General features: G+C 59.3%; 21 protein-coding genes and 4 pseudogenes. 14 read left to right on the forward strand and 11 right to left on the reverse strand.

The genetic code is table 11. The features are described from left to right. The first annotated feature begins 79 nt into the window (after window positions 1-79). The 4 genes from H1204_RS47380 (at window position 80) to H1204_RS47395 (ending at window position 4571) form a co-directional block, all read left to right on the forward strand. A complete protein-coding gene (locus H1204_RS47380) occupies window positions 80-1438 on the forward strand; it encodes an MFS transporter (RefSeq protein ID WP_180736744.1) in 1359 nt (452 codons plus the stop codon). A gap of 123 nt (window positions 1439-1561) precedes the next feature. Next, window positions 1562-2287: a nitroreductase gene (locus H1204_RS47385; RefSeq protein WP_157130307.1), complete on the forward strand. Its 726-nt coding sequence runs from the start codon at window positions 1562-1564 to the stop codon at window positions 2285-2287. A 14-nt stretch (window positions 2288-2301) separates the two neighbouring features. Next, window positions 2302-3954 carry an acyl-CoA synthetase gene (locus tag H1204_RS47390; RefSeq protein WP_180736745.1) on the forward strand — a complete coding sequence of 551 codons (1653 nt, stop codon included), beginning with the start codon at window positions 2302-2304 and terminating at the stop codon, window positions 3952-3954. A 122-nt stretch (window positions 3955-4076) separates the two neighbouring features. After that, entirely contained in the window at window positions 4077-4571 is a 495-nt protein-coding gene (locus tag H1204_RS47395; protein ID WP_243469192.1) for a nuclear transport factor 2 family protein, read from the forward strand. Window positions 4572-5059: 488 nt separating this feature from the next. Here the strand turns inward: H1204_RS47395 and H1204_RS47400 are convergent, their stop codons facing one another. After that, entirely contained in the window at window positions 5060-5503 is a 444-nt protein-coding gene (locus H1204_RS47400; protein ID WP_180736746.1) for a helix-turn-helix domain-containing protein, read from the reverse strand. 89 nt (window positions 5504-5592) lie between these two features. On the opposite strand from H1204_RS47400, the gene H1204_RS47405 reads away from it, so the two are divergent. Further along, entirely contained in the window at window positions 5593-6453 is an 861-nt protein-coding gene (locus H1204_RS47405) for an oxidoreductase (protein ID WP_180736747.1), read from the forward strand. 43 nt (window positions 6454-6496) lie between these two features. Beyond that, window positions 6497-7498: an NADP-dependent oxidoreductase gene (locus H1204_RS47410; RefSeq protein ID WP_180736748.1), complete on the forward strand. Its 1002-nt coding sequence runs from the start codon at window positions 6497-6499 to the stop codon at window positions 7496-7498. Between the two features lie 251 nt (window positions 7499-7749). Here H1204_RS47410 and H1204_RS47415 read toward each other — a convergent pair whose 3' ends face one another. After that, window positions 7750-8196, reverse strand: coding sequence for an SET domain-containing protein-lysine N-methyltransferase (locus H1204_RS47415; RefSeq protein WP_180736749.1), 447 nt, complete (start codon window positions 8194-8196; stop codon window positions 7750-7752). A 268-nt stretch (window positions 8197-8464) separates the two neighbouring features. Here H1204_RS47415 and H1204_RS47420 point away from each other — a divergent pair, with 268 nt between their 5' ends. The 5 genes and pseudogenes from H1204_RS47420 to H1204_RS47440 all read left to right on the forward strand — a co-directional run. Further along, window positions 8465-9100 (forward strand): hypothetical protein, encoded by a 636-nt coding sequence (locus H1204_RS47420; RefSeq protein ID WP_180734353.1) that lies wholly within the window; start codon window positions 8465-8467, stop codon window positions 9098-9100. After that, complete coding sequence (locus H1204_RS47425; RefSeq protein WP_180734354.1) at window positions 9097-11088, forward strand: integrase; 1992 nt, start codon at window positions 9097-9099, stop codon at window positions 11086-11088. Before H1204_RS47420 ends, H1204_RS47425 begins: the two co-directional genes overlap by 4 nt. A 22-nt stretch (window positions 11089-11110) precedes the next feature. Then, entirely contained in the window at window positions 11111-12091 is a 981-nt protein-coding gene (locus H1204_RS47430) for an ATP-binding protein (RefSeq protein ID WP_180734355.1), read from the forward strand. Further along, window positions 12042-12713: a hypothetical protein gene (locus H1204_RS47435; protein WP_243468903.1), complete on the forward strand. Its 672-nt coding sequence runs from the start codon at window positions 12042-12044 to the stop codon at window positions 12711-12713. Before H1204_RS47430 ends, H1204_RS47435 begins: the two co-directional genes overlap by 50 nt. A gap of 251 nt (window positions 12714-12964) precedes the next feature. Then, a pseudogene (locus H1204_RS47440) lies at window positions 12965-13264 on the forward strand (FAD-dependent oxidoreductase); the annotation flags it as partial. 174 nt (window positions 13265-13438) lie between these two features. Here H1204_RS47440 and H1204_RS47445 read toward each other — a convergent pair. From H1204_RS47445 to H1204_RS47470, 6 genes and pseudogenes are all read right to left on the reverse strand, one after another. Continuing rightward, a pseudogene (locus H1204_RS47445) lies at window positions 13439-13633 on the reverse strand (DDE-type integrase/transposase/recombinase); the annotation flags it as partial. Window positions 13634-13762: 129 nt separating this feature from the next. Then, a pseudogene (gene ltrA / locus H1204_RS47450) lies at window positions 13763-15399 on the reverse strand (group II intron reverse transcriptase/maturase). Window positions 15400-15881: 482 nt separating this feature from the next. Beyond that, window positions 15882-16520 (reverse strand): IS6 family transposase, encoded by a 639-nt coding sequence (locus H1204_RS47455; protein ID WP_243469193.1) that lies wholly within the window; start codon window positions 16518-16520, stop codon window positions 15882-15884. Window positions 16521-16964: 444 nt separating this feature from the next. Next, a complete protein-coding gene (locus tag H1204_RS47460) occupies window positions 16965-17297 on the reverse strand; it encodes a hypothetical protein (RefSeq protein WP_180736750.1) in 333 nt (110 codons plus the stop codon). Between the two features lie 363 nt (window positions 17298-17660). Further along, entirely contained in the window at window positions 17661-17930 is a 270-nt protein-coding gene (locus tag H1204_RS47465; RefSeq protein WP_180735638.1) for a DUF1488 family protein, read from the reverse strand. 154 nt (window positions 17931-18084) lie between these two features. Then, window positions 18085-19321: pseudogene (locus H1204_RS47470) on the reverse strand (tyrosine-type recombinase/integrase). 201 nt (window positions 19322-19522) lie between these two features. On the opposite strand from H1204_RS47470, the gene H1204_RS47475 reads away from it, so the two are divergent. The 3 genes from H1204_RS47475 to H1204_RS47485 are packed head-to-tail and all read left to right on the forward strand — an operon-like array spanning window position 19523 to window position 21374. After that, entirely contained in the window at window positions 19523-20632 is a 1110-nt protein-coding gene (locus tag H1204_RS47475; RefSeq protein WP_180736751.1) for a hypothetical protein, read from the forward strand. Further along, window positions 20617-20943 carry a hypothetical protein gene (locus tag H1204_RS47480; RefSeq protein WP_180736752.1) on the forward strand — a complete coding sequence of 109 codons (327 nt, stop codon included), beginning with the start codon at window positions 20617-20619 and terminating at the stop codon, window positions 20941-20943. The genes H1204_RS47475 and H1204_RS47480 overlap by 16 nt, the downstream gene beginning before the upstream one ends. A 53-nt stretch (window positions 20944-20996) precedes the next feature. Continuing rightward, the gene (locus tag H1204_RS47485; RefSeq protein WP_180736753.1) at window positions 20997-21374 is read left to right on the forward strand and encodes a hypothetical protein; all 378 of its coding nucleotides are present in this window, start codon (window positions 20997-20999) and stop codon (window positions 21372-21374) included. On the opposite strand, the gene H1204_RS47490 is transcribed toward H1204_RS47485, so the two are convergent. From H1204_RS47490 to H1204_RS47495, 3 genes are all read right to left on the reverse strand, one after another. Beyond that, window positions 21349-22503: a porin gene (locus tag H1204_RS47490; RefSeq protein WP_180736956.1), complete on the reverse strand. Its 1155-nt coding sequence runs from the start codon at window positions 22501-22503 to the stop codon at window positions 21349-21351. The two genes, H1204_RS47485 and H1204_RS47490, sit on opposite strands and share 26 nt — an antisense overlap. Before the next feature lie 233 nt (window positions 22504-22736). After that, window positions 22737-22871: a hypothetical protein gene (locus H1204_RS52865; RefSeq protein ID WP_274608318.1), complete on the reverse strand. Its 135-nt coding sequence runs from the start codon at window positions 22869-22871 to the stop codon at window positions 22737-22739. A 28-nt stretch (window positions 22872-22899) separates the two neighbouring features. After that, window positions 22900-23643 (reverse strand): DUF4198 domain-containing protein, encoded by a 744-nt coding sequence (locus tag H1204_RS47495; RefSeq protein WP_180736754.1) that lies wholly within the window; start codon window positions 23641-23643, stop codon window positions 22900-22902. Window positions 23644-23706: the final 63 nt, after the last annotated feature.

Raw genomic sequence — 23706 nt, forward strand, 5'->3', positions numbered from 1 at the left:
CGCGACAAGGCAACCTCATCGACGACGCCATTAGCGCCTGCGTGGACTTCGCCCACGACATTAAACCAACGGAGACAAGATGAACCAGATAGACGTGCACTCACTCGCGGGTGAGGCAAGATTCAATGGCTTTCACGCCCTGGTCCTGTTCTGGTGTCTGTTGATGCTGATACTCGACGGCTACGATCTTGCCGTCGTGGGCGCAGCGCTGCCATCAATCATGAAGGACATGGGCATCGACGCAACCAGGGCTGGCGTCATGGCCGGATCGGCACTTTTTGGCGTGATGCTCGGGGCCATTTTCCTCGGCACGCTGGCTGACCGTTTCGGCCGACCCATGATGATCTGTGTTTGCGTCGCGATGTTTAGTCTTTTCACCGCAGCGGCTGGGTTGACCAGCGATCCCATTGCTTTCAGCGTGACGCGATTCATCGCTGGCCTGGGCATTGGTGGAGTCTTGCCAATTGTCACCGCGCAGATGGGGGAGTTTTCGCCGAACGCCCTGCGCACGCGGTTGGTGACGCTGGTGTTCGCGGGATATTCCATTGGCGGCATTCTGGTGGCGCTGACTGCAAAGCAGCTTATCGGCAGCTACGGCTGGCAATCCGTCTTTTTTGCCGCAGGCCTGCCTGTCCTGCTGATTCCGTTCATCATCAAAACGATGCCCCATTCGATGTCCTTTCTGGTTAAAAGCGGCCGGCACGACGAACTCCGCGCCGTGGTGAAGCGGTTGGTGCCCGACTATCCGATGAGCGGTCAGGAGCATTTTGCCGGATCTTCGGCGGACAAAAGCAAGGACGCTTCGGTGCAACGCCTCTTCCAGGATGGGCGGGGCTTCAGTACGACGATGATCTGGGTCGCGTTCATGACCGGCCTTTTCATGGTCTACGCACTCAGTTCCTGGTTGACCAAGCTGATGGCAATGGCTGGATTCAGCCTGGGTTCAGCTTTGAACTTCGTGATCGTCTTCAACGTCGGCGCCATCGCCGGTGCGATTTTTGGTGGTTGGCTCAGCGACAAGGTCAACATCAAGAGGGTGCTGATTGCGTTTTACGTCGTCGGGGCGGTTGCGCTGTCGCTGATGGGCTACACGAAGTCGACCGTGTCGTTGTTTGTCGTTGTATTCGTTGTCGGCGCATCGACGCTTGGTACGCAACTGCTTGCCTATGCTTATGCGGGCGACTTCTATCCTCATGCGATCCGGTCTACCGGTGTTGGCTTTGCTTCTGGCGTGGGCCGGACCGGCGCCATCGTGGCACCGGTGCTCATCGGTTGGCTCGTCTCCCTGAAGCTGCCGCTTGAACAGAACTTCATGGCAATCGGTCTGGCTGGCCTCATCGGTGCGGCGGCGGTGACGCTGATCAATCAGACACGTGCCGACTCATTCCGCTCAGCCGGCGCGCCTGTCGCCGTAGTTCAGGGTAGCGCAGGGCGCTGAGGTCTCTACCATATGCGGCTTCATGGCCGAGGTTCGTTCGTGTGAAGAGCGCGGCTGTCACGGACTCTCCACCCGAAAAACACCAAGTCCAGGTCGCAGCAAATTTTCAGCATGCCGAGAACAATGGACCGTCTATCTCCTCCTCCTTTCCGCTCGTTTTCCGACGTGAGTCGAGCCGTCGACTGGGCACTCGTCACCCGGCGCAGCGTCCGTGCTTTCCTGCCCATACCGGTTCCCCGCGAGGAAGTCGAGTCCATCCTCAACGTTGCGCGCTTCAGCGCAACCGGCGTCAACATCCAGCCCTGGCATGTGCATGTTGTGACAGGCACGATGAAGTCCCGCCTGTCTGCTGCCATCAACGAGATCAATGATGATCCTGCACGAAGTTCAGACCTGGATGAGCCCTACGATTACTACCCACGCGAATGGATCGCGCCGTATGTGGACCGCCGGCGGGAGGTGGGTTGGAATCTGTACGGCCTGCTGGGCATCCAGAAGGGGGATAAGGAGCGGATGCACGTCCAGCACGGCCGCAACTACCGCTTCTTCGATGCGCCCGTCGGCCTGTTTTTCACGGTTGACCGGGTCATGCGTGAAGGGAGTCTGCTGGACACCGGCATGTTCCTGCAAAGCGTCATGATTGCCGCCCGGGCGCGGGGCCTCGACACCTGCCCGCAGGCGGCTTTCAACAAGTTCCATCGTGTCATCGCCAACGAACTGTCCATTCCCGACAATCACATGTTGGTCTGCGGGATGAGTCTGGGTTATGCGGATCCTGGTTGCATAGAAAACTCGCTTGTCACGGAGCGCAGCCCGGTCGGCGATTTCACTACTTTCTACGAAAAATGAATGGAGACAAAGTCATGAGTGCAAAGGCCTACTCTCAAGGACTTGAGAAGAACGCGGCAAACCACGTTCCATTGACGCCATTGACCTTCCTCGATCGAACCGCCGACGTCTATCCGGATCGGACCGCGATCATTCATGGCGACTTCCGGCAGACGTGGGCCGAAACCCGCGAGCGTTGCTATCGCCTCGCATCGGCGCTCGTTCAGTTGGGGATCGAACCGGGCGATACCGTGTCGATCATCTCGCCGAACACCCCGGCCATGCTCGAGGCTCACTTTGGCGTGCCGCTGTCCGGTGCCGTGCTCAACGCCGTCAATTGCCGCCTCGATGCTGACGGCGTCGCATTCATTCTGCGTCACGGCGAATGCAAGCTCCTGCTTGTAGATCGCGAATTTGCTCCGATGGTCGAGAAAGCATTGCAGTCGGTTTCCAATCCGCCGCGCGTGATCGACATCAACGATCACGAAGCGCCTGACGGCACAGCCATCGGGGAAACTGATTATGAGTCGCTGCTGTCGAGCGGTGATCCCGCATTTGCCGGTCGCCGCCCGGTCGATGAGTGGACGCCCATTGCCCTGAATTACACCTCGGGCACCACCGGCGATCCGAAGGGCGTCGTTCCGAGCCACCGGGGCACGTATCTGATGAGCCTGTTGCAGATGACGAACTGGCCGCTCCCGCGCGCGCCGGTTTATTTGTGGACGCTTCCCATGTTCCATGCGAATGGCTGGTGCTTCACATGGGCGATTACTGCCGCGGCCGGAACACATGTATGCCTGCGCAAGGTGAATGCTGTCAATGTTCTTTCCGCCATCGTCAGACATGGTGTAGATCACTTTTGTGCGGCGCCAATCGTCCTGTCAGGCCTCGCAAGCATGCCTCATTCAGAACGGCAGCCGCTGCCGCGTCGGGTACGGGTCCTGACAGCCGGCTCGCCGGCGCCAGCCGCTGTTCTCGAAGCCGTCGGCGCGATGGGTTTCGATGTCGACCACGTCTTTGGCATTACTGAGATTTCCGGCACCCCGATCAGCTGTGCATGGCATGACGAGTGGGACGCGTTGCCGCCGGAGCAGCAAGGGAAATTGAAAGCGCGGCAGGGTGTACGTGCGGCAGCGTTCGAAAAGATGTCGGTCGCAGATCCTGAGACGCTCGAGACGGTGTCGGCGGACAGCAAGTGTTGCGGTGAGGTCCTGGTTCGGGGGAATACGGTGATGATGGGATATCTTAAGAATCCCGACGCAACCGCGAAGGCTTTCGCTGGCGGCTGGTTCCATACTGGAGATCTGGCCGTGGTCCATCCTGATGGCTATATCCAGATCACAGACCGCTCGAAAGACGTGATCATCTCCGGTGGAGAAAATATTTCGTCTGTGGAGGTGGAGGAAGTCATATACCGCATGTCAGGCGTCCTGAACGCGGCCGTGGTCGCGCAACCTGATGAGAAATGGGGCGAGACTCCTTGCGCGTTTATCGAGCTGAAGCCGGATGCCTCCAACATAACGGAGCAGGATGTAATCCTGTTCTGCCGGGAGCGACTGGCGCATTTCAAATGCCCGCGTCGCGTGATTTTCGGCGAATTGCCCAAGACCGCTACAGGAAAGATCCAGAAGTTTCGTCTTCGCGAGCAGGCGGGCAGCCGAATAGCCATTACCCGATTGGCAGGATGACACGGGTTGGTCTTCCGGACCTGTCATGAGCTGCACACTGCGACTACCGTCTGCCGCGCCAGCAATAGCGCGTATTCGTATCGTAGGTATGCTGCTCATTGTGCGATAGATGGAGATAGACCGTGCAAAGCTACCTTCATCGCGTTCTTGCTTTGGATGAGCCTCAGCCCTGGTGTCCATCAGACACCGGTCGACTCAAGGAGATAATGATGAGCAAAGATTTCAGTGATGAATCGGCGGCCCTGGAAGCCACCGTGATGGAATATATGACCGCGTTCATGCGCGCCGATGTCCCTGCCGTGCTCGCGACTTACGCTGAGGACGGCGTGCTGATGGCCCCCATCGGACCGGCGATCGAAGGCAAGAAGCAGCTTGCCGAGGTGTATCCGGGCCTGTTCGACGCAGTCGATTTCAACATGGTTCCCAAGGTAACGGAAGTCCTTCAGACGAGCGCCGACTGGGGCTTTGTTCGCTCTGCGACCGAGGGCACTCAAACCAACAAGGCGACCGGCGACACCGAGGCTGCCAAATATCTGGAGCTGTTCCTGCTCCGCAAATCGGAAACTGGTGCTTGGCAGATCGCCCGATACAACACCACGCAGATCCCCGCGGCATAGGCGGCGTTTGAACGAGAACCCGGCTCGACCCTCATCGACGATCAGGGCCGTGCCGGTCGATCAACCATCCCAACTGGAAAAGGCAGCTAACCCATTCGACCGGCGGAATCGAGATTGATACGCCTATTCAGAGCCGCGAGGACCGTGGCGATCGAGCCTACGTGCAGGAAATCGTGGTAACTGCGCAGAAGCGGAGCGAGCGGATCAACGAGGTTCCGCTGTCTGTCACCGCCGTGACGGCGATGCCCTCGCACGTCGCGGGGTAACCTCGGCACTTGACCTCGAACGCGTTTTCCCGGATTTACCTATCAGCCCAGCAACTATGGAAACCCGGTGTTCTCCGTTCGCGGCGTGGGTTTCTCTTCGTCTGAGCGCAAGTGCAAGTGCGGTCGCACGTTCGAAACTGCGAAGCGCCACGGCGTCCGGCTGACTCACGCAACAAAGCGGGGCAGCGCATGGTCCGGTCACCGCCCTAACGCATCGCAGTGTCAATTCTTGTCTGGGTTGACGACTCGTATGGGACGAGTGCCGATACGCGCACCAGTGACCTCGTCGACCGCCACCGCCCTGATCTCCGTTCCTGTTTCGGCATCCAGGAAGCGAACCAGCTTGCTATCCCCGCGGTGCTGCCGCCCCCATGCGCCGATGATGAACAGCACCGGCAGGAAGTCCATGCCCGCAGCCGTCAGCACGTATTCGTCGCGCGGCGGACGCTCGGAATAGCGGCGTTTCTCCAAGATACCTTGTTCCGCCAGCGCGGCCAGACGCCGCGTCAGCATCGTCGGCGCAATGCCCAGACTTTTGCGGAACTGGTCGAAGCGCGTCAGACCCGCGTGGGCGTCGCGCAGGATAAGGATGCTCCACGCGTCGCCGGCGACAGCCAGGCTGCGCGCAATCGGACACGGGTCATCGCACGAATTGATATCGTCCATACAATTTTGATAGTGACATAGCCTTAACTTCCCACTATAGTCGATTTCAATTTGATAGTGACGCGGGTGTCCCGCACATGGAGCTTGAAATGACTGACAAAAAGCCTTTGGGTATCGCCCTTGTCACAGGGGCGTCTTCGGGTATCGGACAGGCCGCCGCGCAGCGACTGAGCGAAGCGGGTTACAAGGTTTTCGGCACGAGCCGGCGGCCAGTGCCTGCGGGCCAGCATCCGTTCGGCATGCTGACGCTCGACGTCACCAGCGATGAATCCGTCGACGCCGCGGTCGCCCAGGTTCTGCGGCGAGCCGGGCGCATCGATCTGCTCGTGAACAACGCGGGCTTCGGCGTCACGCCCGCCGGCGCCGAGGAAAGCTCGATTGCGCAGGCGCAGTCGATCTTCGATACCAACTTCTTCGGCGTCGTCCGGATGACCCGCGCGGTCGTGCCTTACATGCGGCGCCAGGGAAGCGGCCGCATCATCAACATCGGTTCCGTGTTGGGTTTCGTGCCCATGCCGTACGGGGCGCTCTACGCGGCAACGAAGCATGCAGTTGAGGGCTATTCCGAATCGCTCGATCATGAATTGCGCGGGTGGGGCATCCGTGTGTCGGTCATCGAGCCCGCTTACACGAAGACGCCCTTCGACGCGAACTTCCTGGAACCCGATTCCACGCTCGATGCGTATCGCGAGGCCCGTGCGGTCGTCAGCAAACGGATCAATGAAGTGATGGCAACCGCAACGGAGCCTTCGGTGGTCGCCGAGGTCGTGTTAAAGGCGGCAGTCGCGGCGAAGCCGAAGCTGCGCTACCCAGCCGGCGCGCTCGCGAGCCGTCTGCAAATGCTGCGCAGATTTGCGCCGGCCGGTCTCGTGGATGCCGGGCTTCGTAAAGACCTTCGACTCGACACGATACCTGCGTCGCAGTCGGTAAGCCCTCTTTTGCAAGAATGAAAAACATGGAGCGCCGGATCACACCAAGGGACCACCAAGCATCATGAGAGCATTCATTCTCGAACGTTACGGACGCAAGCATGGCGCGCATATCGCGGACATGCCGGAGCCGCAACTACGCGACGACGACGTCCTGATTCAGGTCCACGCCGCCAGCCTGAATGTTCTGGATTCCAAAATACGCGACGGCGAATTCAAGCTGATTTTGCCGTATCGCTTGCCGCTCATTCTCGGCAACGACGTGGCCGGCGTCGTCGTGAAAGTTGGGCCGCGCGTGCAGCGGTTCAAGATCGGCGACGAAGTCTACGCGCGCCCCGATAAAGATCGCATTGGCGCGTTTGCCGAGCTGATTGCAGTGAATGAAGCGGACTTGTCCATCAAGCCCAAGACACTCACCATGGAAGAGGCCGCCTCGATTCCGCTCGTGGGTCTGACTGCGTGGCAGGCGCTGATCGAAAAAGCGCAACTGCGGAAAGGACAAAAGGTCTTCATTCATGCAGGCTCCGGCGGTGTCGGAACGTTTGCGATCCAACTCGCGAAGCATCTGGGTGCGTTCGTCGCGACGACAACGAGCACGGCAAACGTGGAATGGGTGAAGCGCCTCGGTGCCGATGTCGTCATCGATTACAGGAAGGACGACTTCGAGAAGGTGCTTGCCGACTATGACGTCGTGATAAACAGTCTGGACGCGGCGACGCTGCGCAAATCCCTTCGTGTGCTGAGACCCGGCGGACGGCTTATCTCGATCTCGGGGCCGCCGGATGCTGACTTCGGAAAAGAGCTTGGTCTGCCGCGCTTCCTCTGCCTGGCGATGCTTCTACTGAGTTACCGAATCAGGAAGGAGGCTAAACGCCTCAAAGTCAGCTATTCGTTCCTGTTCATGCGGGCAAGTGGAGATCAGCTACGGCAGATCACGTCGCTCATCGATGCCGGGGTTGTACACCCAGTCGTGGATCGCATCTTTCCATTCGATTCGATCAGAGAGGCCATGGCCTACGTCGATAGCGGACGGACCAAAGGCAAGGTGGTTGTCAAGATGAGGTGATCGGCGCGCTGCGTTACGATGGACTTCCGCCATAGATAACAGCCAGTTCGCCTAATATGGCATTCGGGTGCGAATGGCCGTTCCGCCCCTGGAAGCAGCCGTCGGAGTTGCGGAGGGTTGAATAGCGGATGTGGGTCGACATCAGGCATCCGATGGCAGGTCGCGGCAGTGCGAAGATCGCGAGTGCCATGCGCATCCGGTTAGCAAAGCGGGATCATCCGTTGGGGATACCCGCGTGTCGCTTCGCCCCATCACAGTGGCGTGCTACCCCCGAGCATCGATTGACGGCAGGCGGGCGCGCCGCAATGACATGCGTACTGCTCCCGGATGTCGTCAGTGATCTCGCCGTCGACCGCCAGTCCGTAATCAATGAACAGTTCTTTGCCGCGCTCGATGTCAGTAATTGCATGGATGAATACGCGATTACCCGTCTCGATTGCTTCGCAGTTGGGCGCACACGCATGGTTCAGGAAGCGGGCGCTGTTGCCGCCACGACTGCCGTCGATCACGCGTCCGTCGGAAAGTCCGAATACGAATGTGTGTCCGACCTCGGATAGCTGACGGGCGGCGGCGCGTCGCCAGCTGGTCACTTCACCCTTGTACTCGATGAGGCGCTCGCCGGGGGCGATGGGCTGGAGCGCAAAGAGCCCCTTGCCATGGACCGATGAGCGGCGTGCGGTGATGCGTCGCAGTCGCATTGCGTCGTTTTCCTTCCGTTGTTTTTTGCCAGTCCCGATCAGGTGCGAAGCATACCGCTGCCGGTGTTCATATTCAACGAGCGTCGATCAAAATAAGTCTGTCAATCCAGAATCCCGTCAAAGACAAGCCGTATAAGCTGGCGTCATTTTTAATTGCCAATTTTATTGGCACTCGCAACTAAATAAAATCGTCAATTCGCATAAGTCCGCATTAATTTCGTCAATTCGCGTCCTAGACTTCGAAGCCCGTGCCTACTGCGTTGATCTCATGGAAGATTTTCTGGATAATCCGCAGCCTGTCGCGCTTGATCGGCCACGCGGCGCGCATCGGCTCGAAGCTTTCAGTCCGAAGCTCAACCGGCGGCTGACGTTCTATCGACGCTGCGCATTCGATCAGTGGATCCTCATCGAAACAGATCCGGGGGTACGGGTATTCTGCGAGCGCCCAGGGTACGTTCAGCTTCGTGGGCAGCGACAGCTTGCCGACTTCTGGGTCTCTTTCTCGGACCGGCAGGAGTTAATCCTGCTGCCGGCGCCGGTTACCGCGGACGGTCCAACGCGTGACGGCAAATTCAGGGATTTCAACTCGATCGATGTCCGGAGCGTCAATCCGGCCGATCTGGCGGCATCGCGCACGTGGATTGACAACTGGAAGCGCATGCTGCCTTGTATCGTCGTCACCCGTGGCCTCGTGCCCGCATCTCTCCTTGACGCGATTGAGCAGTTCATCTGCAGTCCTCAGTCCTTGCTTTCCATCGAGCGCAAGTTTTCAGCGGGCGATCCGATTCTCGCACGGGCGGCAGTCTTCGGGCTGCTGTATGCAGGCCGCGTGAGCGCCCCAGAGTTGCGAACCGACGCATTGTCGTCGATGACGCGATTCGCTTCTCAGGAGAGTCAGTCATGAGCCGTCGCAAACCCGAACTGCAGGCGCTCGATCTCGCGTCGTGGCCCGCCGTCGCATGGACAGATTTCGACGCGAAGGCACGTAAGGTTATCAAGATGCGAATGCAGGCGATCGAGCGCTTCGCGCGGGGTGAACCGGTCAAGGGCATTGAGCAGTCGACTGGCGTGAACAGGCGGCAGCTCTATCGATTGCTGGAACGTGGACTGTCACTTCACCCTGATGGACGGATTTACGGGTTCCGCGGGCTGCAGAGTTACGTGAGAGTCACGGAATACGCGCGGCTGGGCCAGATCACTGTGAGGGGAGAGCGGGGCAGTCGCGGTACGGCAGGCGCTTTCTCCCAACTTCTCGAACGCTACCCGTCACTTTCAGTATGGCTACGTTCGCAGCTCAAGCGGCGTCGTGTCACGCTCGAGCAGATCCATACCGAAGGCCGGCTGCATACGAGATTGAGCGGTTTGCAACCGCTGCACGTCGAGTTTCTGTGGCAGTGCCGCTCCGCGGGGCTAACGGTTGGAGACTACCCTTTCAATACCCGCGGGCGGGCGATCCGTTCACTGGCAGCGCATCTGAAGGCGGAAATGCTGCGCAACTTCGCCACAGGCGCGCGGGCGGCAGGAGCTTCGCACCTGAAAGGGATACCACGCCACGAGGACGATTTTGCCAGTCCACCAGCAACGCGGCCTTACCAGGTCGTGGAGTTTGATGGGCACCGGCTCGATATCCGGCTCAAGGTAGTAGTGCGTGATCAACTGGGCTTCGAGCACGAGTTCGAGATTGAGCGCGTCTGGCTACTCGCGATCATTGACGTCAGCACCCGGGCGGTGCTCGGCTATCACATTGCGCTGGGACGCGAATACAGCCGCTATGACGTCATCAAGACAATCGAGAACGCACTGGAACCGCATCGACCACGAACCTTCACGATTCCAGGCTTAACCTACGGACCACGTGACGGATTCCCATCGCAACGGTTGCCGGAACTCGCGTACGTCACGTGGGAGTGGATGAAGCTTGACAACGCGAAGGCGAACCTGGCAAACGAGTCACGGGCTGCATTGTGCGAATTCGTCGGTTGCTGTGTTGATGCCGGGCCGAAGTACAGTCCAGATGAGCGACCCTATATCGAACGCTTTTTTGGCACCATAGCCGGCAGGCTGTCGTCCAGGTTGCCGGGTTACACGGGTTCGCATCCGCGTGACTTGCGCCGTGCTCTGGCGGATCCAAAGGGCAACCTGCGCCTGTACGTATCACTCGACGAGCTGGAGGAGCTGATTGAGTACGCGATCGCGAGCTACCATGGCACGCCACACGCCGGGCTGAACAATGTCACGCCATTGGAGGCGATGGAATATTTCGTTCGCGGCAGTCAGCAACTGCTCACGTGGCTTCCCGAACATCACCGGCGTTCCCTCTGCCTGATGCAATCGGCAATTCATTGCCAGGTACGCGCCTACCTCGGCAAAGGTGTCCGGCCACATATCAATCTGCACGGCGCTCGATATACGAGCGCCGTGCTTGCGTGCAGCACACAGTTCATCGGCAAGCGATTGCTGGTCTATATGAACGCGGACGATATGCGTAGCGTGCGCGCATTCCTGCCGGATGGTACCGAACTGGGCGTTCTCGATGTTCAAGGCGCGTGGCGCCTGATACCACACACTCTCAAACTGCGGCAGGAAATCCTCAAGGAGAAGGGTAACCGACGTTCGCCGACATCGGTCGAGGCAAATCCGATCGAAGAGTACGTTCAAGGCAAACTGGCCAGGGCGAAGAAGACACGCAGGGCGGCCTCGGACCTGTCGCAGGCGATGCGCGTTATGTCAGCTGCGTCGTCAGCACGCCCGCCCGTAGGCCCTCCGACCGCCGTAACAGTTGCTGCGCTTACGGCGGTAGGGCCGTCGGAGCCAGAGACCGAAGGAGTAGCAGCACCGCGGGGCCCAACGCGTCCCCGAAAGCTCACCATTGGCACCGGCCAGGTCTTTTAATCTGACGTTTGTGGGAGGCAACATGTCGCTTGAGATACCTCGTCCGATCGATCCATCGCTACACCCGCTCGTGACAGGCAACTACCGCATTGCCACACCGGCTATCGAGTCTTTTTATGAACTGGTAGTTCGATGTCTGCATTACCGGATTATGGGCGCGCTTATCTATGGGCCGTCACGCATCGGCAAGACCCGTGCAATTGAATATGTCCGGCTGCTGCTGGCGCGCAACTATCCGCGGATGACGAGTTACCACGCGCAGTGCGAGCACAAGCCGCGTCATGCCGAGGGGCCGTTCTTCGCAAATCTGCTTGAGGCGGTCGGTGACCCGGATCCGAACGCTGGCTCCAATCCTTCAAAGCGGATGCGCCTGACGCTGAGAATCCGTCAGGCGGCATCCTGTTCGGGCAGTGGGATGGTGCTGCTCTTTTGCGACGAGGCCCAACGATACAACGACAATGAATATGAATGGCTGCGTGATGTTCATGACGCGCTGGACCGCCAGCAAATCAAACTGTTCACCTTTCTTGTCGGTCAACAGGAGCTGGTCGCGCAGAAGACCGCGATGCAGGTTGCGGGCAAGACGCAGATCGTCGCGCGTCTCATGGTCGAGGAGCTGTCATTTTATGGCATACGCAATGCACATGACGTCGCGACATGCCTGAACGGCTACGATCAGACCGCCTATCCGGAAGGAACTGGATGGAGCTTTACACGCTTCTACGTTCCGCAGGCGTTTGACGCTGGATATCGACTCGTCAACGACGCAGACGTGCTGTGGAATGCGTTCGAGAAGGCGCACCACAAGGCCAGTCTTCCAGGGCAACTGGAGATCCCGATGGAGTCGTTTGCGCGCGCCGTCGAGATCGTCCTCAAGGATAGTGAACTACAGGACGCGCGAGGCTATCGCCCCGATCAGGTCCTGTGGGAACACGCGGTACGGCACTGCGGTTATGTACAGTCTCGCCATGCAACCGGACGCGTCCTCGTCACCGCGGCGTAGCGGGACGCTGCTGCAGGAGCCACGATTCCCGATCCTGACGCTCGACGAGAGCAAGCTGACGCCGGCGCTGGGCTACGTGTTTCGGAGGAAGTGGCTATACCCCCATGAGTCGCTGATCTCGATCCTGTGGAAATTCGAGAAGGCCAATGCCTTGTCGGGCGCCGTCGTGGCGCGGCTCATGGGACCCGACGTTGACCCCTACGAAGGGGTCGCGCCACGCCGGGGGATCGTTGATGTTGACCGACTTCGGGAAAATCTTGGCCTGCCCGGGAAACTGCTGCACAGCGCGCTGATAGAGGGAACGGAGCGGCAACGCTACAGCGACGCCTTTCGCTTCTGTCGCCACTGTCTGACGCTGGGCTACCACAGTGTCGTGCATCAGCTTGAAAGCCTGAGCCAGTGTCCCGCCCATCACGGCATTCTGGAGTCGCGATGTCGACGCTGCGGGCATGAGACGCCGCATCGCATAAGTGTGCGGCTGCTTGAAGCGCGGTACCGTTGTGCCAACTGTCTTGCGCCATACGCGCGTTATGGCTGGACGCCATACAACGCGCAGCCGATGAGACCGGAGCATCGCAAGGCATTCACACGTCGCTATCTTGAGCGTTGTCGCGGCTTGTGACGCTGGCAAAGCGAGCAAACGGCTCCCGTTTCGCCTCACCTCTGCTCCGCAAGTGTGGGGAGAGCATAAGGAGAATTGAGGGCGTCCAGCAATTGACACCTTCGCAGCGCGAGTACCGTGATCAGGTCGTAAATCGCTCGCGCTAGATGCCTGATTTTGCGGCGTTCGCCGCAGTCGCCACCCTTGCGTGTACTCGAATTGACGCCATTAATTCGTAAACGGTGACGAATTTATTTTGATCTACGGATGCGCTACGCGCGCATTGCCGCTCACAGCTTGCGAGGATATTTGGTCAGCAAGCGGCGGAACCCCGCTTCGATGTCGTAAAGGACTGGGCGGCCGACCCATACACGGCCACGGCAATGGATCTGGATGCGCCAAAGGGACATCTGGCCGCCCCGGCGGCGAGGGCCGCAGGAGGCGGCTGGCGCGGTCGCCTGGTGGGCATCGCGAGCGAATGGTCGTCCACGTATCCGGGATATGTGGCCGGTGCAATCGACGCGGCGGACGCGGGTGTGCGCGCGATGATTGAAGCGATGGCAAGAAAATGACGCGCGGTACTGCGCGCAAAGCAGATTTGTCAGGATGAGTTCAATGCCAGAAGTCAAAACAGACACTTTGGCCGCCGTGCCATCGTTATCTCTTTACTCTCACGCAAAGGGCAATGTCACGGTTCTGGTGCAAATAGGTAAGCCGGTTGAGACACTTCATATAGGCAGGATACCTTATCGATTGGACAGAACAGACTTCCATACGGCGGGCGCAGCGGCATCCTTGAGGCCGAGCTTCGCGAGGTCGAACTGGCCTTTGCGAATTCGATGCGTCAGTTCGATGCCTGAAATCGTGGTCGCGGCGCCCCTGAACCGTTTGAAACCGAGCATCACATTCGTTCTGGATTTGATGTGGCGATGGTCCTGGTCGGGTAGCCGTACCGCATTGCTGCGATACGGCCCCCTAAGAACCGTACGTGCGCCTTTAGGAGCATACGGCTCAAGCCTCTACAAAGGCATCTGTCGACACCCGGTGGTGAAACTGCTTTTTCAGGCGTATTACGGATTTCTACGGCAACTGAGATGGTGCACTTGAAGGTTGCTTGCTGCATCCGTCCCGCCGTCGGTTCGCTTCACAATATGCGTGACATCCCAGCGGGTGTCCATTGTGATGGGCTGCCGACAGTTGGAACACATGCCATCTTGCCTTAGCCATACACGGTACAGCTTACGGCGACCTCGCGCTGAGTTCAGCATCTTCTGGCCCCATCGGGATTCGAAGTACCGCGCCCATTGCGGATCGTGCGGATTGGCGCCCGCCTTGATCTTGACATGCCGTTTTATTGGCGTGTCCGATACCTTCAGCAAGGTGACCGCTCTTGTCGTGCCATCCTCTTCTTTTTCTGTGGCGGCAAATACCCAGTCCCGGAGACCCTTGGCCTTGAAGTATTTGATTTTTATCCATCGGGCGCCTTTGTTGGGGTGCCGTCTTGCCGCCCATCGCCATAGCATTGACCAGACCTCGTGATCAACCCGATTGAAGGCTTTCTTGGCGACTGCATGGCTGTGGTAATTCGCCCATCCTCGCAAAACAGGATTGAGCAGCCTTATCAGGTTCGCCTGTTTAGCCGTCTTGTTGGCCTTGATGATTTCACGGACTTTGTCAAGATGTGCATTGACGTTCGCTTTCGACGGTTTCATCAAGTGCTTGCCGTTGTACTTGCGAATGTTCCATCCGAGGAAATCAAACCCGTCCTTGATGTGCGTTATCCTGGTCTTTTCTGGCGACAAGACCAGCCCGCGTTCCGCCAGAAATTCAGTTACTGCCGGCCTGACCTCATGTTCCAGCCACTCTTTCGAATGGCCGGTGATAATGAAATCGTCCGCGTAACGCACCATGTTCACTTTCAGTCCTCTCTGCCGGGCTCGCGGGAATCTCTCCGCGAGCATCGCTTCGAGGCCATCAAGCGTCATGTTGGCTGCCACCGGTGAGATGATTCCCCTTGCGGGGTGCCGGCGTCAGTGGGGAAGAGTTCGTTTTGATACACGTAGCCCGCTTTGAGCCACTTCTTGAGGATCACCTTGTCCGTAGGGATGTTGGCGATCATCCAGTCGTGGGAAATTTTGTCGAAACAGCCTTGGATGTCGGCCTCTAGCACCCATTCCGCACTCGCCTTTTTCGCCAGGGAGATGAAGCATTGTCCTCCCGCGTCAGCAGTTGAGCGTTCCGGCCTGAACCCGTAAGAGTTCGGGTCGGCAGTGGTTTCCGCAACCGGCTCCAGAGCAAGCAGATGCAACGCTTGCATCGCCCTGCAGCGCATCACGGGTATGCCGAGCGGCCTCGTCTTGCCGTTTTTCTTCGGAATCAACACTCTCCGAAGCGGAAGGGGCGAGTAGCCCCGCCTCTTCAACGACGCAATCGCGTTGGCCTTTGCCGCCGGTGTTTTCCACGTTACCTTGTCCACACCGGGGGTGTTCCTGCCTTTGTTTTCAGTCACCCGCCTGACGGCTAATGCACGGCCGCTGAACGAGTGGGTCAGCAGCCATTGCAGGGCTCTCACCCTGTTATGGCGACCGGCCTGTACCGCCTTCACCATACGCGACTGCAGCCTACTTACCTGACGTTGAACATCGGCCCAATTGATGCCGTCCCACGTCACGCCAGAAGGTGCACGCGCCCGTGTTGCTGCACTCATTTGCTTTCCTTCCGTATAGATGGTTCTGCAAACTCTCTGGTGAGGAGAGACCACGAGGAAGTCTGCCCGCTTTCGCGTCGGGTGATGTTGCAACCCGTATCCCGTCCATTACAGCCGGGCTTTCGCTTTTTCCCCGATCCTGTGCCCGCACCGCCATGGGCAGACTTCGCAGCCTGCTGTCCCCGAAGGGAGCGATACGGGGTTTCCACGTTCCGCTTATGGAAGTACGCCGGGTTAGGTGCCTGCTCTGGGCCGGAAGGTATATGGGTCACGAACGCGTAATCGAGAAACGCTGTTCCCACCTCCAGTACCGTTTTGGTTCGAGCGTATTAGCCATTTCCGCTCGTTCAACATAACGACCCTATTGCAGATTCAAATGTTTTCACCATACCGACTATCTGGCACTCATCCGGCTTATGGCTGCCAGAAGGGTACGCCTCTCGCGATTGATACCCCGCGCCTTGCGGCGCTTCGTTACGTTGTCAGAGCCGCTCTTGATTCAGGCTCCTAGATTCACCGGGTGACACCAGTGGTTCACTCCTTCTATACGGCGAGAAGGGCGAACAACTTCTGTAAGCGACTTCGTGTCGCACCTCGATCACGTTGTTCAGATATTTCGACGACCGGACCTTCGTGTCTTCAGGCAGCAGACCATCGGTCTTCATCTCGCGCACCGCGCGGTGCGAGGCAGCATAGCCGTCGAGCGTGATGGTCTCCGGCGGCTGGCCCTGATGCGTGATGGCCTTGCTGAAGAATGCTTTGGCGGCGGCCACGTCGCGCCTCGCCCTGAGAATGAAGTCCACCGTCTGGCCAGTCCGATCCACTGCACGGTACAGGTAGACCCACCTGCCACGAATCTTCAGATAGGTCTCGTCGACGCGCCACGAACGACCCGCGGGTGTAGCAAAGCGATTCCAGCGTTTGACGAACTCAGGCGTATAACGTTTCACCCAGCGCAGAATCGTCGTGTGAGCCAGCGACAAACCCCGTTCGGCCATCATCTCGACCAGATCGCGCAGGCTGAGCTTGTAGCGCAGGTACCAGCGAACACACAGAATGATCACATCGCGGTCAAAATGACGGCCCGCGAACAGTTCCTCCAGACTCTTCAGCTTGCTCATCGGCGGTTCTCAATTCGTTCAGACCGACACCTTAACCGATTCGCCCCCGCGCTATTTGCACCAGAGCCGACGATCAAGGACGCCCTGAATGCCGCATGAGTGGGCCGGTGTGCGTAACATCCGATCGACAGCGTTACCTGATCAGATCGCTTGTTGACGCAACAACCTGACAAGGCATAACCTGCCGTTGTTTTTGTATGTTCGGATTGATAGACAGTACGTTGTAATGTAACGTTCAAGGTCCAGAAGTTATAGCGGTGATCCCTGACTTTTGGTGCGTGTTGAGGCCCACCGTCCCGACAGGACGCTGGGCTTTTTTTCGAGCCCGACGTGTAGAAGTGATGGCGGATTGCGCTGCCGAAGGTTGTGCGCGTTACCCATAGGTGAACGCGATACGTTCGACTTTCCCGCACCCCAACGACGGTTCTCACCCGTCACAGCGCTTCAGTGTGAAGCCAGATAGCCTTGCGTTTCCGACGGGAGCGCCGTCGCGCCCTGTGCTACCTCCACGACAGGGGCGAAATCCAAAGTCTGAAATGCAGCAGTGTCAGCGCCCGCGATCGGACGTTTGTGCATGGCCCGGCTCAGGATGTGGGTCGCGAGCCGATAAAAGAGTTCGAGCTGCCCTGCATCCGATGCATGAGGTGGCAGGTCGAAAGCCTCCTCGAGCACCCGGCGTGGGATATGAAAACGTTGAAGTCCGCGAATTACGCGAACCTGGAACACGACCCCATCGCCGTTGTGAGGGATCGCTGCCCAAACCAGCGCGCTGCCCATGAGATGCCCCCTGTTTGCCTGCAAACCTGATTCAAGGCTCGATGTCCTATGGTGGCACTCAAAAAATACATTTCAAAAATGCGACCATTGGACTTTGACATTTTCGCCACACGAGGTTTGTGGGCTGTGACTGTCACGACGGCGACTGTGTAAAAACAGCCATCTGCAAGGCGATGCGACCGAAGTCATGAGGCCGGAACCGGGCCTTACCGGGACGGCTGACGACCCGTTCCCCCTCACGAACTGGCGAGGCGTATCCGGGCGTGCTAACCATTTCGCGTCAGCGACAATCCTCAATGGCGGGAGAGATGGTTCGGTATGCTGATCGTGGTCATCGGGATTGCCGGACCTGTGGTGAAGTCGTCAGGGACGCGCGAAATCGTCCGGCGTCAGTTCCAGGCGCGTGGCCGGATGGGCGAGCAGCCTGCGCTCGGCAATCGCGCGGATGCGCCCGTACCCATCGCGGAAGGTCTTCAGGATGCGGGCGTCGCTGGCCCGGGGTTCGAGCCAGAAATACGCTTCCAGTGTCGCGATCGTGATCACGCATTCAACCGGGCCGTTCGGGCGCACGAGGCCAAACGCCACGCCGCGGTGGTCGGCAAGCACCTGGGGTTCGAGTTCAACAGTTTCCATGGGCGGTCAGGCAGTCAATGCTTCGGGGCGCGTCACACGGATTCTTGCATACGCGATGCGGTTTGAATATCGGATCGTACCGGGTGCCCTGTATAACGGACACGTGAGGTCGAACGTTGACCGGTCTGCGGCATGAATCCGGGCAGGGCAGGCGTCACCAGTCGATGCGATGCTTCTCGTCGGTCTCGTGATGGCGGCGATCGTCGTCGACGTGCAGGTAAAGGCTCGTCGTGGTCAGCGACGCGTGACCGAGGTTGTCGCGCACCAGGCGCAGATCGACCTGATTGTCGGCCATGTGCGAACCGGCGCTGTGCCGCAGCCAGTGCGCCGAGGCCTGCCCGAGCAGGTCCGCGCGTGCCGTAAAGGCCTCGCCACGTTCGCGCAGCCGCCCGGCGGCGCCGGCAAACACGTCCTTGACGATCGTGTGCAGCGCGGCCCGGGTCAGCGGCCGGTGTGACGGCCCTTCCGTCTTCGTCCGGCCCGGTTCCGCTGTGCTTCCCGCAGTGCTTCCCGCGGTGCTTCCGATCGGCAGGACGAGCGGCGTCGTCTCGTTGGGTGAGGGCAGGGCCGTCATCCCCAGGTGCTGGCGGTAGCGCGACAGTTCCGTCATCAGATCGCGTGTTGCCGGCACGAGCCGTTCCCGGTCGCCCTTGCCATGCACGGTGAGCCACCAGCGCATCGTGCCGTCGGCGTCGCGCCGCACGAAGAACTGCCCCATCGGGTTGCCGCCGACTTCGGCGATGCGCAGGCCGCCCAGATACAGCAGTGTGAAGAGCCACCGCACGCGGTGGTAGTGCGCGCGGTCCCGGGCGGTCTGCTGCGGCATCGACGCAATGAAGTCCTTGACCTCCTGCCACAGGCCGGGCTCCAGATAGCGGGTGATGCGCGGGGTGGCTTTCGGCGTGCGCTGGCGCGAGAGCGCGAGCGGGTTGCCGGTGAGATAGCCGGCCTGCACCAGCCACGAAAACAGCACATTCAGGATTACCATCGCCTGGCGGACGCTGGCGGGCGACAGCGGGCCGTGAAACGGCCGCCAGCGCGCGTCGCCGCGCCGGATGCTTGCGGCCGCCGCCCGCGCCCGCGTTGGCAATCCAGGTGGCGGCGGGCTGCGGATCGGCGAGGAAGCGCTGGTAGCGCAGACAGTCCTCGTGGGTGAGGGACGAGAGCGGCTTGCCCAGCTGCACGAGCGACCACAGCAGCAGCCGTTCGGCCTCCTTGCGATAGTTGTCGAAGGTGGTCTGTTTGTCGGCGAACCGTGCGAGCCACGCGCGGATCGCCTCGAGATCGTTCGCCGCGGCGAGCTGCGCGACGCCGCCCGTGGCGCGGTTGGTCCCGGCGTGACCGTCGAGTGCGGCCGGGATCACGAGCCTTTCCAGCGGGGCGGGGTGCAGCCGTCGATCGAAATAATTCTGTCAATCAAGAATCCCGCTAAAGGCAAGCCGTATAAGCTAGCGTGAGTTTTGATTGACGATTTTATTGGCACTCGCAAGAGAGTGTGCAGAAGTTGGGGAGGCTCCAAAGGGGGCCGTTCGGTGGCGGCGCCAGTTTCACTTCAGGTAGGCTTACCAGTCTCGCAACGGTGGGAGCTAGCCATGCGGTTGATCATCGAAGCAAGGTTGGTCGACGGAGACAGTGACACAGTCGAGGAGGGCGACGGAGTTCTGGCCGTCGTTGAGCGCCCTGATTGCAGTATTGCTGAACTGGGCTTGTCTCTCGCGGAAGGGCGTTCGCTGCTGGCGAAGGTGCGGATCGAACTTGTTTCGAAACAGGTGCGGCGATGGCTCGCAGGCCAGACTCATTGTGAGAGCTGCGGTGCGGCCTTGTGGCATAAAGACAGCCGCTCGACCGTGCTGCGCACCGTCTACGGCAAAGTGACGCTGAAGAGTCCGCGGCTGTGGTCTTGCGCGTGCCAAGAGACTGCGCAGATGAAGCAGCGTGTGATCCACCCCTTGTCGAAGGCGCTGGCCAGGCGCGTCACCCCGGAGCTGGAATATCTGCAGGCGAAGTGGGCAGCTCATTTGCCCTACCGGCAGGCGACGAATATGCTCAAGGAAGTGCTACCGCTGGACAACGGCATCTCGTCGAGTGGCATCCGAGATCGGATTCTTGACCTTGGAAAACAGCTCGACGCTGAAATCGAGCGTGACATTGCGCAGCTGCCCCAGTCTGTCGCAGACGGACAGGTTCGCGAGTGCAGTCATGTCGCCGCCGTGAGGGTCGACTCGGCGTGGCTGCGCAATTGCGACCCCGGGGCAGACCCGGGCCGTCACGTGAACATCGTCGCGGGACGGGCGACGTTCACCGACGGTCCCCCAAAACTGTATGCCTATGTGCACAAGGAAGTGACCTCGGCCGCAGCGCGACTCGATCAGTTCCTCAGCAGGAACGGTGTGGCGAGCGATGAACGCGTGACTGTGATCAGCGACGACGCCGGTGAGTTTGGGAAGACCGTCGAAGGCAGCCGGCTGGCTCGCGGGCGGATCCTCGACTGGTTTCACATCGCGATGAAGTTCAGGGCGGCGGAGCGTTCCGTATTCGGATCGACTCGATGGAACGCGAATCGGTGGACACCGAGATCATCCACGCCAAATGGCTGGTCTGGCATGGAAAGGGCCGCAAGGCGTTGGAGCGGATCAAGGCACTGGACAGTCAGCTGCTGGCAAGACCGGGATACGAATTCAATACATTGTGGTGGAATCTGAACACTGTCTCCAATTACCTGGAGAAGAACGCGGGCACGTTGGTCAACTACGGCGCCCGATATCGCAAGGGCCTGCCGATCAGCAGCAGCATCGCCGAGTCCGCGGTGAACCAGGTCGTCAGCTGCCGTATGGCCAAGAAGCGACAGATGCGCTGGACAGACGAAGGGGCACATTGCATGGCACAGGTCAGGGTTGCGGTGTTGAACGGGGAATTCTCACCCCGTCGCATCTCGACATTCAGGACTGCCGACAGCGGTTACGGCAAATGCACCGGGCCAATGGACGCGACAGACCGAGCAGTCATGCAGTAAGTTCTGAAATCCTAACGAATCTCTCCCCAACTTTTGCATGCTCTCATCTACGCGTGACGCTCTATCGACATGCCGCGCTTCAGCAATGGGTGTTGCTTGAGGCGAGCCCGACGGTAGAGGCGTTGTGCGAAAGCCCCGGGTTTGTCATCATCGGCGGACAGCAACTCCTTGCGGACTTCTGGGTACGTTATGCTGATCGACATGAGTTAGGTATCCGTAGTGAAATAATGACTGATGATGATGCGATATCGGAAGCCGTCGGCACGCTGGATATGCGGGGATTGTCTATCCGGCGTGTCGAGCCGGCCGAGCTAAGCGGCCCATCGTTGCCTGAACGACTGATCGCGTACGAGACTCATTTTCTCGGCGCCCAGCTCGTCAAACTGAAGCCTGCCTCAAGCTCTGCTAGAAGCGATGCCGGATGCCAATAACTACTTGCGCCTGGTTCTGAGTTGTGGAGGCGGTTAGGCCCGTGAGGTTTGCGACCGCCTTCCCACCGGTCGAATCAATGCCCGACGCATGCTGGTAAACAGCGACTGTGTAAAGGTCAGTTCGCTTGGAAAGGAAGTAGTTAGCCCCGATCGTGCCTTGATTGTAAGTTGCACCGTTGACGCCATATCCTTTCAGGTAGTTATAGGCGACGCCGAGGTGGAGGGCCGGCGTGAGTTGATAGCCGACATTGACTTCAATGTCGTGGAATCTTGCATCGCCGCCTGCGCCGGTAGCCGGGAGACCCGGTAGCGTCCCGATATCCTTGAACTGCGTGTTGCTGTAGGCAACGCCGATCGTTGCAGCGCCAACGGCATAAGAAGCGCCTGCGACGAAGATCTGCTGTGTTTTCGCGGACGCATAGCCGGAATACACGCGGCTTGCAGTCATGTTGGAACCCGTAGTGCTTGAACCCGCGGTATTGCCAAAATAGGAGAAGTTAGGATCCCGCGCGTTGACGAAAGCGGCGCCAAGCGTTAGTGGTCCTGAATTGTAGTTCGCCCCGACTGACCAGATCTGGTTTTGGTTGAAATTCCCAGCGACACCGCCGAAGCTGTAGAGGCCCGCGAACGACAATCCACCGTACGACACACTGCGAAACTTGATCGCGTTGTTGACGTGGTTGCTGCCATCTGTGTTATCTACATCGCCAGGATGGGCGCTGGCGTATCCACCCCACATCTGTGCCGCCACGAACATGTAGGTCAAATCGTTAATCAAATCATATTGACGCCCGAACGTAATGGTACCTATGTTCGATGATGAGAAACCGAGATAGGCTTGGCGTCCGAACTCGTCGCCCCCTTGACCGAGCTTTCCGTTCGCGACACTGAAGCCGTTTTCAAGCACGAAAAGTGTTTGCAGTCCGCCCCCGAGGTCCTCAGCGCCTCGCAGCCCCCAACGGTCGCCACTGAGATTTCCGGCGGCCATCGAATACTGCTTGTGGCCACCAACGTTGTTCGCATAGTTCATGCCGACGTCGATCATACCGTAGAGTGTGACGCTGTTCTGAGCATGTGCCGTAGATGCGAACGAGGCTATGAGGGCCGCCGCAATCAAGGACTTTTTCATATGAATGTTTTGTGGTTGGATAAAAAAAATCTTCACTGTCTCACTCCAAACTTTTCGACAATCAGCGAGGTCACGCGGCCGGCCCCTGGACGACTCTTATTGGATCTCCGGGCACAGTCGAGAGCCTGCAGAAAGCAGGTGCAAACCCCTTCGTCACGCTGGTTGCAGTGCAGCGCTTCCGGGAAAGATGAAAACGCCGGCAACCAGAGTTGCCGGCGTCCAGGGACGCCTCCTTACCTGACGACGAAGCGCGCGCTGCTCGTCGACCTGTCTTCCATCTTCACAAGAGCGATCACCTTGTCGCCCTCGACAAGCTTGACGCCGCGAGCGGCAGCAGCAAGTGCGGCCAGGCCGGAAATTCGTTTCATGGGAGGAGGTCCGGCAGATAACGGCTGATCATTCGGGCAGGTGCTGCAGCATGAACGACAGTGTGGCCTCATGCTCGTCGCTGTTCGTCTTCGCTGGTTCCGACGGCGGCGAATCGAATTTCGCAACGACTACGTTCAGGCCCTGGTTGCGCACCTTGATCGTCACGGTGCCGTCGGCGCCGGTCTTCAGCGGTTTGGAATCGGGGTCGTTGAGGAGGTCTGGCTGCACCTCGGCGCCGGGCGCAGGCTTGCCGTCGTAGAGCACCAGAACCGTGAGTGGCTGGCCCATCTGATCCGGCAGGTGTTTGTCGACCGGCACGATCTGCAGCTTCTGCCCGGGCAGTAAGGGCATCGCCCCATCCAGAGACCGGCGCAGATGCACCCCGTACTTGAATGTGTGCAAGCTGATCGTGGCGTTGGGCACCTCGTCCTTGCCCTTGTTGAGCCACTTGCCGTCCGCCGTCTTGCTCCACAGGCCGTTATCCATGATCCCGGCAACGATTGCCGGCTGGTTGTCGGTATTCACCACGAGCAGCGGGCCGCTGGGCGTGAGCTGCGTGGAAACCTCCTTGCCCTGCTCGTCGTAGGCCTTGACGCTCTTCACCTTGGGCTGGCGCTTGAGGACATCCAGGTCGTCGCCGCCGAGGCCGTAGATCAGCGCCAGCTGGTTCGAGCGCTGCGCAAACCAGATGCCATGGGCCTGCGCCAGGCTGGCCGCGCCCATGCCTGCAACTATGCTTGCCACGACAGCAAGCTTTCCGGTGATCCTCATTTGTGTCTCCTTTCAGTGGTTGGAAAAAAGCGATTTTGTTTACTGTTTTGCCGACGGTGCCTG

This window comes from Paraburkholderia sp. PGU19, assembly GCF_013426915.1.
Taxonomy (GTDB): Bacteria; Pseudomonadota; Gammaproteobacteria; order Burkholderiales; family Burkholderiaceae; genus Paraburkholderia.